General features: G+C 36.5%; 15 protein-coding genes and 1 pseudogene. 14 read left to right on the forward strand and 2 right to left on the reverse strand.

What is annotated here, in order from left to right; translation table 11 throughout:
* Positions 1-45: 45 nt before the first annotated feature.
* Both LACDD01_RS01490 and LACDD01_RS01495 read right to left on the reverse strand, forming a co-directional pair.
* Positions 46-1,539, reverse strand: a complete 1,494-nt coding sequence (locus LACDD01_RS01490; RefSeq protein WP_061412944.1) for a helix-turn-helix domain-containing protein — start codon at positions 1,537-1,539, stop codon at positions 46-48.
* Between the two features lie 158 nt (positions 1,540-1,697).
* Positions 1,698-3,815, reverse strand: a complete 2,118-nt coding sequence (locus LACDD01_RS01495) for a bacterial Ig-like domain-containing protein (RefSeq protein ID WP_061412947.1) — start codon at positions 3,813-3,815, stop codon at positions 1,698-1,700.
* 305 nt (positions 3,816-4,120) lie between these two features.
* Here LACDD01_RS01495 and LACDD01_RS01500 point away from each other — a divergent pair, with 305 nt between their 5' ends.
* From LACDD01_RS01500 to LACDD01_RS01565, 14 genes and pseudogenes are all read left to right on the forward strand, one after another.
* Entirely contained in the window at positions 4,121-4,510 is a 390-nt protein-coding gene (locus LACDD01_RS01500) for an ArsC/Spx/MgsR family protein (protein WP_061412950.1), read from the forward strand.
* Between the two features lie 27 nt (positions 4,511-4,537).
* Positions 4,538-4,906 (forward strand): ArsC/Spx/MgsR family protein, encoded by a 369-nt coding sequence (locus tag LACDD01_RS01505; protein ID WP_061412953.1) that lies wholly within the window; start codon positions 4,538-4,540, stop codon positions 4,904-4,906.
* A 460-nt stretch (positions 4,907-5,366) separates the two neighbouring features.
* Positions 5,367-6,206 carry a thymidylate synthase gene (locus LACDD01_RS01510; protein WP_019292369.1) on the forward strand — a complete coding sequence of 280 codons (840 nt, stop codon included), beginning with the start codon at positions 5,367-5,369 and terminating at the stop codon, positions 6,204-6,206.
* A gap of 1 nt (position 6,207) precedes the next feature.
* Positions 6,208-6,669, forward strand: a complete 462-nt coding sequence (locus LACDD01_RS01515; RefSeq protein WP_061412956.1) for a GNAT family N-acetyltransferase — start codon at positions 6,208-6,210, stop codon at positions 6,667-6,669.
* Between the two features lie 16 nt (positions 6,670-6,685).
* The gene (locus LACDD01_RS01520; RefSeq protein WP_019292367.1) at positions 6,686-7,111 is read left to right on the forward strand and encodes an ASCH domain-containing protein; all 426 of its coding nucleotides are present in this window, start codon (positions 6,686-6,688) and stop codon (positions 7,109-7,111) included.
* Between the two features lie 104 nt (positions 7,112-7,215).
* Positions 7,216-7,932 carry a phosphoribosylaminoimidazolesuccinocarboxamide synthase gene (gene purC, locus LACDD01_RS01525; RefSeq protein WP_061412959.1) on the forward strand — a complete coding sequence of 239 codons (717 nt, stop codon included), beginning with the start codon at positions 7,216-7,218 and terminating at the stop codon, positions 7,930-7,932.
* 55 nt (positions 7,933-7,987) lie between these two features.
* Positions 7,988-8,230, forward strand: coding sequence for a phosphoribosylformylglycinamidine synthase subunit PurS (purS, locus tag LACDD01_RS01530; protein WP_019292365.1), 243 nt, complete (start codon positions 7,988-7,990; stop codon positions 8,228-8,230).
* The gene (gene purQ / locus LACDD01_RS01535; protein ID WP_061412962.1) at positions 8,230-8,910 is read left to right on the forward strand and encodes a phosphoribosylformylglycinamidine synthase subunit PurQ; all 681 of its coding nucleotides are present in this window, start codon (positions 8,230-8,232) and stop codon (positions 8,908-8,910) included. The genes purS and purQ overlap by 1 nt, the downstream gene beginning before the upstream one ends.
* A complete protein-coding gene (gene purL / locus LACDD01_RS01540) occupies positions 8,907-11,123 on the forward strand; it encodes a phosphoribosylformylglycinamidine synthase subunit PurL (protein WP_061412965.1) in 2,217 nt (738 codons plus the stop codon). The genes purQ and purL overlap by 4 nt, the downstream gene beginning before the upstream one ends.
* The gene (purF, locus tag LACDD01_RS01545; protein WP_019293571.1) at positions 11,108-12,523 is read left to right on the forward strand and encodes an amidophosphoribosyltransferase; all 1,416 of its coding nucleotides are present in this window, start codon (positions 11,108-11,110) and stop codon (positions 12,521-12,523) included. Before purL ends, purF begins: the two co-directional genes overlap by 16 nt.
* Positions 12,516-13,529: a phosphoribosylformylglycinamidine cyclo-ligase gene (gene purM / locus LACDD01_RS01550; RefSeq protein ID WP_061412968.1), complete on the forward strand. Its 1,014-nt coding sequence runs from the start codon at positions 12,516-12,518 to the stop codon at positions 13,527-13,529. Before purF ends, purM begins: the two co-directional genes overlap by 8 nt.
* Positions 13,526-14,068, forward strand: coding sequence for a phosphoribosylglycinamide formyltransferase (gene purN, locus LACDD01_RS01555; RefSeq protein ID WP_061412971.1), 543 nt, complete (start codon positions 13,526-13,528; stop codon positions 14,066-14,068). The genes purM and purN overlap by 4 nt, the downstream gene beginning before the upstream one ends.
* Before the next feature lie 40 nt (positions 14,069-14,108).
* A complete protein-coding gene (gene purH / locus LACDD01_RS01560) occupies positions 14,109-15,659 on the forward strand; it encodes a bifunctional phosphoribosylaminoimidazolecarboxamide formyltransferase/IMP cyclohydrolase (protein WP_061412974.1) in 1,551 nt (516 codons plus the stop codon).
* A gap of 372 nt (positions 15,660-16,031) precedes the next feature.
* A pseudogene (locus LACDD01_RS01565) lies at positions 16,032-16,296 on the forward strand (hypothetical protein); the annotation flags it as partial.

Here is a 16,296-nt window from a genome sequence, read left to right on the forward strand (position 1 = left end):
TAGTTATTATTTTCAAATTGAAAAATCATTATTTAATAAATAGTTTCAATATAGATTTTTATTAATTACTTTTTTGTTAATATACTCTCCTAATTTTATCCATGATTTTTTATCAAAGATATTTTTAAAATAATAGTAGTTCTCTTGGTCTACATCATATCCGATTGTATCAGAAATAATTATATCTGCTTTTTTGTAATTCTCAGTTATTTCTATTAAATTTCTATTATAGATATTTTTCAATGTATTTTTAATAAAAGATTTGTATTCTGGTTGTTGAAAAAACTCAATATAGATCTTAACGGTAGGGACTAACGAGACTTCAGAAACAATAATTTGAAAGAAATTACTTTTTAATTTGGCATAATCTTCTTTTGAAGTAAAATAAGTCAAATTTAGATCAATGCATTGCTTAATAAACTTGGTGTCTACACTCCCGTAGTAATGATTTTCTTTTAAATACATAAATTTATAAAGTTTTAAATAATGGATAACAATCATATTATTACAAAGAGTATAAAGCATCAAATTAAAGGTAAAAGTATCAAGAGAGTATTTGGAACATACTTGTTGAAGTAATGCTTTACAGGTATCAACTACATGATTATCTTTGATATTTGAAAGGGTATTTCCTATTTTAGATTTTTCAAAATCTGTATAGAACTCCTGAGTGAAATAAGAAATTATACAAAATAGTACTAAATTTTCATTCAGTATGTATCTATTTTTGGGGGGACCAGAAGCATCTAAATTTGTGTTCTCATTGTATCTAGTGAAGATACAGACCAATTCTTTTATTTCATCACTAAGCTCTGGCAAAAAATTTTGAGTACTTATTGAGGATGAGAAAATTGCTATAAAATAATATACTCTAGTTTTACCAATAGGTGACAATCTGTTGAATTCTTTACTATAACTTCCAATAAAAGAATCACTAAACTTAGAGTCAATTAGATCTAAGTATTGCTTTGTACCTTTAGCAACAACTGAAATTGTAAAATAATATAAATATCTAATTTCTATTTCATTACCACAAAGAGAAAACATATCATTATTTTTTTCAAAATATATTTTTAAATTTAATGAAGAAAATAAAATATTGACTTTAGCTATTAGTTTATAAACATAAGATTCACTATAAAAAATATTTTCTGTGATATCCCTCACATCAAAATTTCTTTTTTTTAGAATATAGGTAAGGAAACGATATAGACTTGAATGTTCAACATATGTTTCTCTTGTTTCTTGAATTATCTTTATAAAGTTATATTCGTGAACATTATCACTAAAATAAATCGTATTATTAAGTATAACTAAACATCCCTTACTTTCTATAATGTATGAATTTATTTCTTCGACAAAATTTTTAGCGAAATCTTTTGCTTTTCTGGGTGTGTAATTGAATATTTTTTCAATATACTCTAAAGTTATGCCATCTGAAGTTATATTATTAAGAATATTTAATTTTTTTATTTGCAGTTCGTTAAGAAATAGAGAAATAACTTCTTCTGGGATAGTGGTATTTGTTCTATTATTCATTAGATTTAACCTCCATGTTAATTTATGAAAATTACAAAAGCTTATAAAACATTAGTTAATATTATTATAATAATAACGTTGATTGAAGTCTATTTTTTGGATTATTTGCTTTGATGAATGAAAAAAGAACACAAGTAAATGTTCTTTTTTATTTTAAATTATTTTTGTTCACTTTTACGCTTTTTTACAATGAAAAACCACATTGCTCCTAATAATGATAATAATATTCCGAATAAAGTTAATGTTTTTTCGGAAGTTTCCCCAGTTCTAGGTAAAATATTAGATGAAGTTTCGTCTATATTTATATTTTCTGTTTTCCCATTAATATTGTTATTCAGAACAATATTATTCGAATTATTATCAGATGAATCAATATCAGGAACTGATGGTATTAGCTTTTCCAAAACAGTAACAGTCACTGTTTTAGACACACCATTAAATTCATAAGTAATGTCGTACTTACCGGGCTTAGTATTATCAACTGTACCTGTAACATTTACTTTAGAAAAATCAATTGGATTTCCATCTTTATCTGTCGCACTGTCAAAGTTATCTTCAGCTTTCCATGCATCTCCAACGTAAATAGTGGAATCATGAGCATCGATGGAAGTTTGAACAGGCAAAACAGTAACAGTCACTGTTTTAGACACACCATTAAATTCATAAGTAATGTCGTACTTACCGGGCTTAGTATTATCAACTGTACCTATAACATTTACTTTAGAAAAATCAATTGGATTTCCATCTTTATCTGTCGCACTTTCAAAGTTATCTTCAGCTTTCCATGCATCTCCAACGTAAATAGTGGAATCATGAGCATCGATGGAAGTTTTGCTCTCTATAACGGTGACAGTCGCAATCCCTTCAGCAGTCTCTCCAAATGAATTTGATACGCTATATTTGATTTTATAAACGCCTGGTTTTGTTTGGTCAAAGTTATTATTATCTACTATTTGAACGTTTTGAGAAATATCCCCATCAACTTGGTCAAAGGCTTTTACTAAAGATTTTAAATCTAACGCTGGGTCAGTAGTATAGACTGTTCTATCTTCAGTTGTAATAGAGGGAAGGAAGCTTCCGCTACTTGTAGGGTAGTATGTTCCTTTGGCTGTGCTCTTGCTTCCAAGGACATTGTTAGATGCGTCTATGGCATAGGATTCTATATTAACTTCATCATTTATAGTATCTGTCAGGACATAATATGTAGCAGCTAATGCACGACCCATTTGTCCTGTAGCTTTTAGTTCTTCAAAAGTGATTTTTGCGGTTTTATTGTTATTTTCCCACTGGATAGTATAATCATCTGATGCGTCATACATATCTCCTATCTTCCCAGCAGATAAAACAAAACTTTCTGTATCAATTGGATAATTTGAATTGATTATGAAAGTATAAGGACCTCCTCCTACAATATTATGATAATTGCCATTAAACAAACCGGTGAACCAATTCTGTGCATTTTGTGTATAATAAAATTTTCCCGGTAAGTTAGTACCGTTATTATTGGGTTTGTATAAATTATGACCATTAGCTTCCAAAGAACCCCAATGATTACCTGGTGTTGTTGGTGTACCTACAATTGCCCAAGAACCCCCACCACTATTTTTTACATGTAAAATCATGTTGTTTGCAGAAAGGTCGATAGGATTTCCTTCAACGGGAACGTAAGTAGAAGTAAAAGGAAAGTCCGAAGGCCCTTCAATTCCTGTTGGACGAGCTGTTATGGTCGTTGAAATACTCCCATCAAACTGTACGTTTTGTTTTGCTACTAGAATGATTTGTCCGTTTTCTTCATCAAGTACTAGGTCGAAATAAGGGTCAGAAGTGCTTCCTGATGAAAATTTAACACTTGAATAATCCAAACCCTCACTTGAAATAGATAGGATAATCTTATCACCTGCTACTATCTCATTTTGATCTTTTACAGTTTTTAAATTCCAGGTGAAAGACACACCAGAAACTGATGAAATATAAGAAGTAGGGACATCGTTTGAAAAATTTACCTGCGGTTCTGAAGCTTTGCTAATTACATCTTTTTGAACTGTCTCGGGCTGTATTCTTTGTTCCACAGTAGGTTCTTCGTTTTTTATGGATGTAGCTTGTATATTTTCATTAATTGTTGCTACTTGCTGAGAATCATCATTGATATTACTGACATGAGAGTTTTTCTCTTCTGTATCAATTGATACACTTTCGGCAAGTGAATTTGTTGTAGGAACTAATAGTGCAGCTAAAGCAATAATTGTTCCGCACTTTGTAATTCTTTTATAATTCATTTTTTATCCTTTAAATGCATTAATAATACAATTCTCTGATATTTTGAATAACATTTCAATTGTTTGGCTCATTGTTTGTTATCTTACTTTTGTATAAATTAACAACTTTTAGATAAACGCTTAGGTTATTGATATTACATGATCATATTCCTCAATTTCTTTTGAGACATATTTTTTTCGGAATATTTTTATGTTATACTCATAATTAATTATTATATTGTTTTTGGATATTGAATTGGAATACAGTAATAAATTAAATACAGAGGTTTTATCCCCATAGCTTTTTAGGGGTTTTTAGGAATAAAATGATAAAAGTATACTGTAAAAAAGGGTGTGGATCAACAAAACGTGCTTTAGATTGGTTTGGAAAATATCAAATAGAAATTAAAACTTTTAGAATTAATCACATATCTGATGATGACTTAGTAGAGATACTATCCATGAGTACAAAGGGTTTCGCAAGCATTGTAAAAAGTTCAAGCAGGATTAGCTCAAAAAATAAGCAGAAGTTGATAAATTTAAAAGATATGAATTTTAATGAAGGAATAAAATATTTAATTGAAAATCCTAACTTATTACAAACTCCTATCATACTAGGAGAAAAGAAGTCCCTAGTGGGTTTTAATCCCGATGATATTCGTCAATTTTTACCAAAGAAGTATAGAAGAAAAATAATTCAAAATACAAAAACATAATTAAATGCTAAAGGAAAGTAAGTTTAATTGATAAAAATTTATTATAATTCCAGCAATCATTCAAGCCAAAAGGCTATTAAATGGTTTGAAGCTAAAGGATTAGAAGTATCAATAAAAAAAATAAAGCAAATATCTAAAGAAGATTTAGTATATATATTATTCTTATCTAATAATGGATTTGAAGATATTTATAAACGAAATGTTAGAATCTATTTTAAGAAACATATGGAAAAGATGGATAAAATGGATTTTAATGATACTGTCGATTTTATATTGAAGCATACTGAGCTATTAAAAACGCCCATTTTAATTGATAAAAATAAATTAATGATTGGCTTTAATGCTGAAGAAATTAGAAAGTTTATTCCCAAAAATCATCGTAAATACAGAGAGTGAATTTAAGAGTTAAAAATTGCTGAAACAATTAATATGACTTCATGTGCAAATGAAATTCAAACTAATAGTTCAAACGAAAAGCTAAAAATTAAAAAGAGTCTAAGGGCTCTTTTAATTATTCGCAGTTTGCAATGAATCCCATACTATTGAAGTGTAATAAAGAGCACGTCTTGAGTAAGAAGTTTAGCCAAGGTACATAAGAGGTATTCGTTACAGTTTGTAAAGTTGATGTTTTAGGAGCTTTTTAATAATGAATGAAATGGTATTTTAAAAACTAAGAAAAAATGAAGTGGGATAGATAAAAATACTACTTTCGAATATTAAAAAGCCCCCCATATATTTATTGAAATAGAGATATGAAGGAGTTAGTAGGATTAAGGAGATAGACGCTTTTATAAAAGTTTGTTTATTTATATGGTATAATGTTAGTCATAATAAAGCGAAAGTAAGAGAGGGAAATATGACCTACGCAGACCAAATCTTCAAAGAAAATATCAGTAATATCCTCGAAAATGGCGTGTTTTCAGAAAATGCGCGTCCAAAATATAAAAATGGCCAAACAGCCAACAGTAAATATATTACAGGATCTTTCGTCACTTATGATCTTGAAAAAGGCCAATTTCCTATCACAACTCTTCGTCGTATTCCTATCAAGACGGCAATCAAAGAACTCATGTGGATTTACCAAGATCAGACCAGCGCACTTGACGTTCTAGAAGAAAAATATGGTGTGAAATATTGGGCTGAATGGGGTATCGGTGATGGTACCATTGGACAACGTTATGGAGCAACCGTTAAAAAATATAACATTATCGGCAAGCTTCTCGAAGGTTTGGAAAAAAATCCATGGAACCGTCGGAATATCATTAATCTTTGGCAATATGAAGATTTTGAAGAAACCGAAGGACTTTTGCCTTGTGCATTTCAAACGATGTTTGATGTAAGACGTGAAGCAGATGGACAAATTTATCTGGATGCAACCTTGATTCAACGTTCAAACGACATGCTTGTGGCGCATCATATTAATGCGATGCAGTATGTGGCTTTGCAAATGATGTTGGCTAAACACTTCAGCTGGAAAGTCGGTAAGTTTTTCTACTTTGTCAACAACTTGCATATTTACGATAATCAATTTGAACAAGCGAATGAGTTACTGTCACGCACGGGTTCAGAAAAAGAGCCACGCTTGATTCTAAATGTACCAGATGGAACGAATTTCTTTGATATTAAACCAGAAGATTTTGAATTGGTGGACTATGAACCTGTGACTCCACAACTCAAATTTGATTTGGCGATTTAAGATGAACTGTCGACATTACTGCTCAAACGATTATGCTGAGATTGCTGATTTGTTTTATACAACAGTACATACAATCAATGCTGCGGATTATTCTGCAGAAGAGTTAGAAGCATGGGCGCCATCTGATAAGTCTGATTTTTTTCCGGAAAAACTGCTGGCTGAGAGTTATTGTATAATTGTAGAAGAAAGTGGAAAAATTTTAGGCTTTGCTAATGCGACAAGCGAAGACAAATTTGATTGTCTGTATGTTGATAAGGATTCTCAGAAACGAGGTGTAGGAAATCTCCTTGCCAATCAGATTGAACAATATTGTAAGGGGCAGGGGGCAGAAAGAATAAATGTTGATGTTTCCTTAACTGCACGGCCTTTTTTTGAAAAACGTGGCTATGAGATTTTAGAGCAACAAATCGTCCTACGACGCAACCAAAATATAAAAAATTACAAAATGCAATTAAAGTTATAAAAGACGGGAAGGAAAAATGTACGAAAAATTTATCGCAGAGGCTAATCTAAATCCAGATAACTTCAGTGATGCTTGGGCCTTTGGTAACACTCCTCAAATGGCTGATGAGCTATTAGAACTTGTACTTGAGGGGAAAAAAAGAGCTACAGCAAGCGCATTGTCCCTGTATGGACCAGACGATTTTTTACCTGCTGTGGATGGAAGATATGAGATTTTACTCGATGGCAAAGGAAATCCACGAGCCGCGATTCAAACAAGCAAGGTCTATATTACTAAGTTTAATAAGGTAACAGAGGATCATGCCTTTAACGAAGGTGAAGGAGACAGGAGCTTGGCTTATTGGCGGCAAGTTCATGAAGCTTTTTTCCGAGATTTAGATTGTTATGCACCAGATATGGATATTGTCTGTGAAGAATTTGAAGTTTTATATAAATGTTCGTAAAAAGCGAATGATATTCAAAAAAGATATTACTTTCACAAGTAATATCTTTTTTTGTACTCTAAATAAGGTTAGAATTAAATTATAAAATAAAGAGGAGGCATATCGTGAGAAAGGGACGCTTACTTTATGAAGGTAAAGCAAAGAAGCTTTATGAAACAGAGGATGAACAGCTGGTTTGGGTGGAGTATTGTGATAACGCAACAGCTCTAAATGGTAAAAGAAAAGAAGAAATTAAAGGCAAAGGGGCATTGAACAATCAAATTACATCCCTGATTTTTCAAAAATTGAATGCCGAACAAATCAAAACATCTTTTATCACACAACTGTCTAAAACCGAACAATTGAATCGGAAAGTTGAGATTATACCTCTAGAAGTGGTCTTAAGAAATCGTGTTGCTGGCTCTTTTGCAAAGCGATTTGCTTTGGAAGAAGGTGACATTCTTCCTCGACCTATTATTGAATTTTATTACAAGTCTGATGCACTCGATGATCCTTTTATCAATGATGAACATGTCTATTTTCTTGAACTTGCTCAACCAGAAGAACTGGAATTCATCAAGTCAGAAACACTGAAAATCAATACCCTTCTCCAAAAAATATGGGGGGAAATCGGCTTGAGTCTGGTTGATTTCAAACTCGAATTTGGTCGTACAGCAGATGGCGAAATTATCTTGGCAGACGAAATTTCACCAGATACCTGTCGCCTTTGGGATGCGGAGGGGAACCATTTAGATAAAGATGTTTTCCGTCGTAATATTGGCGACTTGATTGAAGTATACAGTCGTGTACTCACAGCCCTTCAAGAAGAAAAAGAACTTTAAGACTTAATGCCGTAATGGCAGAGACAAATAAAAGAAAGTGAACGAGAAAGAGAAAATGAGCAAAGTAGAAGTTTACGTAACCTATAAAAAATCAATTTTGGATCCTCAAGGACAAGCAATCAAGGCAGCAACTCAAAAGCTAGGCTACTCTGAAATTCAAGATATTCGCGTTGGTAAATATTTTGAAATCGAAGTTGAGGGAGATTCTCAATTGGCCGTGAAGAAAGTGGAAGAGATAGCTGAAAAATTATTAGCAAATCCAAACATGGAAACTTACAAGGTTGAGGTGGTAGATTGATGAAATTTGCAGTTATTCAATTTCCAGGATCAAATTGTGATTTCGATCTCCTCTGGGCCATTCGTGATGTGATGCAAGCCGAAGCCGAATTTGTCTGGCATGAGGAAAAGTCTCTTGCAGGCTTTGATGGTGTGTTGATTCCTGGAGGTTTCAGTTACGGGGATTACTTACGTTGCGGAGCCATTGCTTCTTTTTCGAATGTTATGCCTGAAATTAAACGTTTGGCTGCAGAAGGAAAACCTGTTTTTGGTACCTGCAATGGGTTTCAAATTCTTATCGAAGCAGGACTTTTACCAGGCGCTTTGATTCAAAATGACAGCTTAAAGTTTGTTTCAAAGTGGCAAAACTTAAAAGTAAATAATAATTCAAAATTTACAACTGTCTTTTCTAAAGATGAAGTGATTAGCTTGCCTATTGCACATGGGGAAGGTAAGTATATTGCTGATGAACAAACCTTGGCAGATTTAAAAAATAACGGACAAATCGTTTTCACTTATGCAAATGGAAACCCTAATGGTTCTGCTTTAGACATTGCTGGGATTTGTAATCAAGAAGGGAATGTTTTGGGGATGATGCCCCATCCAGAACGCGCCGTAGAATCCTTACTTGGTGGAAATGATGGTAAGAAAATGTTTGCCAGTATCTTGAAAAATTTTGTAAAAGAAGGAGCGTCACAATGAGCGGTGAAATGAGTCCAGAACAAATCCAAACGTCAAAAATTTATCGTGAATGGGGCTTGACTGATGAAGAATACTCTAAAATTAAAAATGAGATTCTTGGTGGTCGCCTGCCTAACTTTACAGAAACTGGCATGTATGCCGTGATGTGGTCAGAGCATTGTTGTTATAAAAATTCAAAACCTGTCTTGAAAAAATTTCCAACAGAAGGTCCACAAGTACTTATGGGACCAGGTGAAGGTGCTGGAGTCGTTGATATTGGTGATGACTGGGCAGTTGTTTTCAAGGCAGAGTCACACAATCACCCAAGCTATGTCGAACCCTATGAAGGTGCAGCAACAGGATCGGGCGGGATTATTCGTGATATCTTTTCGATGGGAGCGCGACCAGTTGCTCTTTTGGATAGTCTTCGCTTTGGTCAGATTGACAATGCTAAAACACGTCACATTGTTGACCGTGTGACAGCTGGAATAGCAGGATATGGTAACTGTATCGGTATTCCTACAGTAGGTGGAGAAGTAGCTTTTGATGAATCTTATGCGGGAAATCCTTTAGTGAACGTGATGTGTGTGGGCTTGATTGAGCATAAGCACATCCAAAAAGGACAAGCCAAAGGTGTAGGCAACACAATCATGTATGTCGGCGCGAAAACAGGACGTGACGGCATTCATGGTGCTTCGTTTGCCTCTCAGGAGTTTGGTTCAGGTTCTGAAACACAACGTTCTGCCGTTCAAGTGGGCGATCCTTTTATGGAAAAACTTTTGTTAGAGGCTTGTCTTGAAGTGATCCATAATCATTCTGATATCCTTGTTGGTATTCAAGATATGGGGGCTGCTGGATTAGTTTCTTCAACTTCGGAAATGGCTTCGAAAGCTGGCTCAGGTTTGAAACTTAATTTAGACTTAGTACCACAACGTGAAACGAACATGACGCCTTACGAAATGATGCTTTCGGAATCACAAGAACGTATGGTGCTTTGCATTAAAAAAGGACATGAAGATGAAATCGTTGAGCTCTTTAAAAAGTACGAACTTGATGCGGTAAATATCGGTGAAGTCACTGACGATGGGATGTACACATTGTTCCATCAAGGTGAAAAGGTTGCCGAAATTCCAGTAGACTCTTTAGCTGAGGATGCACCGGTTTATTATCGTGAAATGAAAGAACCTGCACGCATTGCTGAATTTGAAAAAGCTGAAAAGTTTATCCCGGAAATCGTAAATGCAACAGAGGTTCTCAAAGATCTCTTTAGTCAACCAACAATTGCGAGCAAGCGCAGTATTTATGAAACCTACGATAGTCGAGTAATGACAAATACAGTCGTTGCACCAGGATCTGATGCAGCAGTTATTCGCCTTCGTCATTCCAATAAAGCTTTAGCAATGACAACAGACTGTAATGCGCGCTATCTCTACCTTAATCCCGAGATTGGTGGACAAATAGCTGTCGCAGAAGCAGCACGAAATATCATTGCTTCAGGGGGGAGACCTTTAGCAATTACGGACTGCCTTAACTTTGGTAATCCAGAAAAGCCAGAACAATTTTATGAGTTAAGCAAGGCATGTGATGGTATTTCGGAATCTTGCCGTGTGTTATCTACTCCGGTCATCTCAGGTAATGTTTCCCTTTATAACGAAACGAACGGTCAAGCTATTTTACCGACACCAATGATTGGAATGGTTGGCTTGATTGAAGATGTGGCACATATTACGACACAAGATTTTAAAGAAACAGGTGACTTAATTTATCTTATCGGTGATACTGCCGATGATTTCTCCGGTTCTGAAATTCAAAAAATGATGACAGGAGAGATTTCGGGTACGCTGAACTTTGACCTGCAAGCTGAAAAAGAAAATCAGGAACGCGTACTAAAAGCAATCCAAGCGGGTCTCATTCAGTCAGCGCATGATTTATCTGAAGGTGGCTTAGCTGTTGCTCTTGTCGAGTCAGTTTTTGCGAATAATAAAGGAATTTCTGTTCATTTTGATGGCAAAGTATCACAACTTTTCTCTGAAAGTCAAGGTCGCTTTATTCTCTCAGTTCGCCCAGAAGATGAAAAGGATTTTGAAGAAATGATGGCAGGGAAAGCAAGCAAGTTAGGGCATGTTACAGACAAGTCAGAAATTAAAATTTCAGCAAAAGATGGTGAAATTTCCCTATCTACTGAAGAAGCGAAAGCGATTTATGAAGGAGCGATTCCATGCCTTATGAAGTAAAGTCCTTGAACGAAGAATGTGGCGTTTTTGGCATCTGGGGACATCCTGAAGCTGCACAACTGACTTATTTTGGACTTCATGCCTTGCAACACAGAGGGCAAGAAGGTGCTGGTATTCTGTCAAATAATGATGGGCAACTTCAGCGGCATCGTGATTTAGGCTTGGTAACAGAAGTTTTTCGTCACGAAAAAGATTTACAAAAATTATCAGGGAAAGCAGCCATGGGCCATGTACGCTACGCCACAGCAGGTTCAGCAGAATTAAACAATATCCAGCCTTTTCATTTTAAATTTCAAGACACACAGCTTGGTCTAGCTCATAACGGTAACTTGACAAATGCCGTATCGCTACGACGTGAGTTAGAAGCACAAGGTGCTATCTTTTCTTCAAGTTCAGACACCGAAATTTTGGCGCATCTGATTCGCCGCAGTCATCATCCTGAATTTATGGGAAAAGTAAAGGAAGCCTTGAATACTGTTAAAGGTGGCTTTGCTTATCTCTTGATGACAGAAGATTCAATGATTGCAGCTCTTGATCCTAATGGCTTCCGTCCTTTATCTATTGGGAAAATGGCTAACGGTGCGCTCGTTGTAGCCAGTGAAACCTGTGCTTTTGATGTTATCGGTGCAGAGTTTGTCCAGGAAGTCAAACCCGGTCAGATTATCCAAATTAATGATCAAGGCTTACATGTTGAGCAGTTTACAGATAAGACCAATACACAAATTTGTTCAATGGAGTATATTTACTTTGCACGTCCGGACAGTGTTATTGCAGGTGTCAATGTTCATACCGCACGTAAACAATCAGGGCGTATCTTAGCACGTGAGGCACAGGTAGATGCAGATATTGTTATTGGTGTGCCAAATTCGTCACTCTCAGCAGCATCCGGATATGCAGAAGAATCTGGATTACCTTACGAAATGGGCTTGATTAAAAATCAATATGTGGCGCGTACATTTATTCAGCCTACGCAAGAATTAAGAGAACAAGGTGTACGGATGAAGCTCTCGGCTGTTTCCAGTGTAGTCGAAGGTAAAAAGGTTATCATGGTGGACGATTCTATTGTACGTGGAACGACAAGCAGACGAATTGTGCGTTTACTTAAAGATGCCGGCGCTGCTGAAGTTCACGTTGTAATTGCGAGCCCACCACTTGCTTATCCATGCTTTTATGGTATCGATATTCAAAAGCGAGAAGAGTTGATTGCAGCGGAACACTCAGTCGATGAAATCTGCCAAATCATTGGAGCAGATAGTCTTACTTTTTTAAGCCAAGAAGGGTTAGTTGAGGCTATCGGACATGATAATCTGTGTCTGTCTTACTTTGACGGTATATATCCGACGCCACTTTACGATTATGAAGAAAATTACCTGAAATCTTTAGGAGGAAAAAATGTCTAAAAATGCTTATGCAAAGGCAGGAGTTGATGTTGAAGCGGGTTACCAAGTGGTTAATCGCATAAAAAAACACGCCGAAAAAACGAAAAGGCTGGGAGTTCTTGGAGGACTTGGAGGATTTGGAGCGGCATTTGATCTTTCGAAACTTGATGTTAAGGAACCAGTGCTTATTTCTGGAACAGACGGAGTGGGTACAAAGCTGATGCTGGCTATTGAAGCAGACAAACATGACACGATTGGGATTGATTGTGTGGCCATGTGTGTTAATGATATCGTTGCAGCTGGAGCAGAACCTCTCTACTTTCTTGACTATATCGCTACCGGGAGAAACCTTCCGGAAAAGCTCGAAAAAGTGGTTGCAGGTGTTGCCCAAGGATGTTTGCAGTCAGGTGCAGCCCTGATTGGCGGTGAAACAGCAGAAATGCCAGATATGTATGATACAGATGATTATGACCTTGCAGGTTTTGCTGTCGGTATTGCCGAAAAGTCAGCCTTAATTGATGGCTGCAAGAATGTTGAGGCAGGTGATATCTTATTAGGGCTTCCTTCCTCCGGCATTCATTCGAATGGATACTCGCTCGTCCGGAAAATCTTTAAAGATTTTGATAAACAAGAAATTCTTCCTGAGCTGGAACGCCCCCTTGGGGAAGAGTTACTTGAACCCACTCATATTTATGTTCAAGAGCTTTTACCGCTCATAAAGGACAATATGATTAAAGGAATATCACACATTACAGGAGGCGGTTTTTATGAAAATCTTCCGCGAATGTTTAGTGATCAATTAACAGCTGAAATTATAGAAGACAGCTGGGAGATTTTGCCTATTTTCAAAGCTTTGGAGAAATACGGTCAAGTTCCTCATGACGAAATGTTCCAAATTTTCAATATGGGAATTGGTATGGTCCTTGCGGTGGCCCCAGAAAAGGCTGAGGAAGTGAAGCAAAGAGTAAAATGTTACGAAATCGGAAAAATTACTCCACGTGTGAAACAAGCGGTAATTATAAAATGAGGATTGCCGTTTTTGCCTCAGGATCAGGATCCAACTTTGAAGCTCTTGCTCAAGCTTTTCCCGCTGAAGTTCAGCTCTTATTCTCGGATAAGATTAAGGCTTATGCTCTACAAAGAGCACAGCAGCTCAAGATAGCTGCTGTCAGCTTTACCTTAAAATCTTTTGCTGATAAGCAAAGTTATGAAGAAGCCTTAGTTGCTTTGCTCCGTGAACATCAGATTGATTTGATTTGTCTTGCAGGTTATATGAAAATTGTTGGTCCTACTCTTTTGCAAGCTTATGAAGGCCGGATCATTAATATCCATCCATCTTATCTGCCAGCTTTTGCGGGTTCAGCTCATGCTTTAGAGGAATCCTGGCAAGCTCAAGAAGGCTTGGGAATCACAGTGCATTGGGTGGATTCTGGAGTCGATACAGGAGAAATTTTAGCCCAGCAGCAGCTTGATTATCACCCAGAACTCGCCGAATATGAAAAAAAGCTCCATCAAACAGAGCATGAATTGTATATAAAAGTAGTAGAAGAGCTTATCAAAAAATAGTAAGAGCTATTATAAACTTAAAAATAGAAAAGGAATAAAAATGACTAAACGTGCGCTTATCAGTGTGTCGGATAAAAATGGAATTGTTGAATTGGCTGAGTCTTTAAGTAAACTCGGTTTTGAAATTATCTCAACTGGCGGAACTAAAAAAACCTTGGATGAAGCAGGAATTGCAACCTTAGCGATTGAAGAAGTGACGCAGTTTCCGGAAATGATGGATGGACGTGTGAAAACATTGCACCCAATGATTCATGGTGGACTTTTGGCACGACGCGATTTGGACAGCCACCTAGCTGCCTTAGAAGAGCACAATATTACACCCATTGACTTGGTTGTTGTCAATCTTTATCCTTTCAAAGAGACACTCTTGTCAGGAGCTGATCATCAAACAATTGTCGAGAATATTGATATTGGTGGTCCTTCAATGTTACGTTCTGCAGCAAAAAATCATGCAGACGTTACTGTTCTTGTTGATCCCACAGACTATGCTGCAGTGCTCCAAGAATTCGAAAAAGCTGGGGAAACCAGCTTAGAGCTTCGTCAACGTTTGGCTGCCAAAGTTTTTCGACATACTGCTGCTTATGATGCACTCATTGCACAATATTTAACAGAAAAGTTTTCTGATCATGAGGAAAAACCTGAAAAGTTGACACTGACGTATGATTTAAAACAAGGGATGCGTTATGGTGAAAATCCACAACAAGATGCAGATTTTTATGAAAATGCCCTTCCAACTGCTTATTCGATTGGGCAAAGTGTGCAATTGCACGGTAAGGAATTATCTTACAACAATGTGCGTGATGCAGATGCAGCCTTGCAAATTGCGCGTGATTTTACGGAGCAACCAACTGTTGTGGCGCTTAAGCACATGAATCCTTGCGGCATTGGTCAAGGGGAGACGATTGGGCAAGCTTGGGATTACGCTTATGAAGCAGACCCTGTTTCAATCTTCGGAGGTATTGTCGTTTTAAATCGCCCAGTTGACCAAAAAACAGCTGAGAAAATGAGCAAAATCTTTTTAGAAATCATTATTGCACCAGCATTTTCTGATGAAGCTCTGGCAATTTTAACGAAAAAGAAAAATATCCGTTTGCTTACGCTTGATTTTGAACAAATTGGTGCATCAGAAAAAGAAGCGATGATTACAGGTGTACTTGGAGGTGTCTTAGTACAGGAGCAAGATGTCGTTGCAGAACAAGAAGAAAGTTGGACAGTAGCAACGCAAGCTCAACCAGATACAAAACAATGGGAAGCGCTAAAATTTGCATGGAAAGCGGTCAAATATGTGAAGTCTAACGGTATTATTGTCACAAATGAACATCAAACACTTGGGGTTGGACCTGGTCAAACAAACCGTGTAGCTTCAGTGAAAATAGCAATTGAAGCAGCACAGGAAAAAAATCTAGATAATGCTGTGCTTGCCTCTGATGCTTTCTTCCCCTTTGCAGATAATATTGATGAGATTGCCAAATCTGGCATCAAAGCGATTGTCCAACCAGGTGGTTCCGTTCGCGATCAAGAAGTCATTGAAGCCTGTGACAAGTATGGCATCACGATGATCTTTACAGGTGTTAGACATTTCCGTCATTGATAAAAGAAGTTCTGCTAGCAAGTAGGACTTTTTTTGCTGAAAAGCTGAAGATCTTGTACAAGAATTTTAGAATAACTTATCCCTCATTTCATTTTAATATTACTGTTTGATATATTACAATAAGATTATAGAAGTGTTACTCTGAAACGACAAAATACTTGATGAGGTAAAGCTGATGAACTATAATCTTTTAGCACAGCAGGCGATAATATTTCGTCTAGGTCTAAGTTTTCTCTATTTTGAGGAAAGGGGAAGCTTATGAGCCCAGAAAAGAAACGCAAACTACGTAATATTACTCTTTTAGTCTTATTAGGCTTAGTTGGAGGAACTTTTGCATTCACAGCCTTCAACCAATAAGCCATTAACGACCGTTTGCGGGAAAATCCAGCACCTGTTGGCGCTCGGGTGCATGATTACTTCAGCCGTCAGACAGAAAACAAGGATGTCTTTGTCGAAAATTACGGTCAAGAACCCATCATGGCAAGAATTCGTCTGTCGGAGTTCATGGAGTATCAAAAACGCGGTCAGACAGGCTGGACACAAGTGGCAGGCGGAAATCGTCATGAGTCGAGCACTTGGACCATCTATAGACCAGAAGAAGGTGATATTAATAGCCGTTCAGTTGCTGATGGTTCAT

The sequence above is a fragment of the Lactococcus sp. DD01 genome, from assembly GCF_001578715.1.
Taxonomy (GTDB): Bacteria; Bacillota; Bacilli; order Lactobacillales; family Streptococcaceae; genus Lactococcus; species Lactococcus petauri.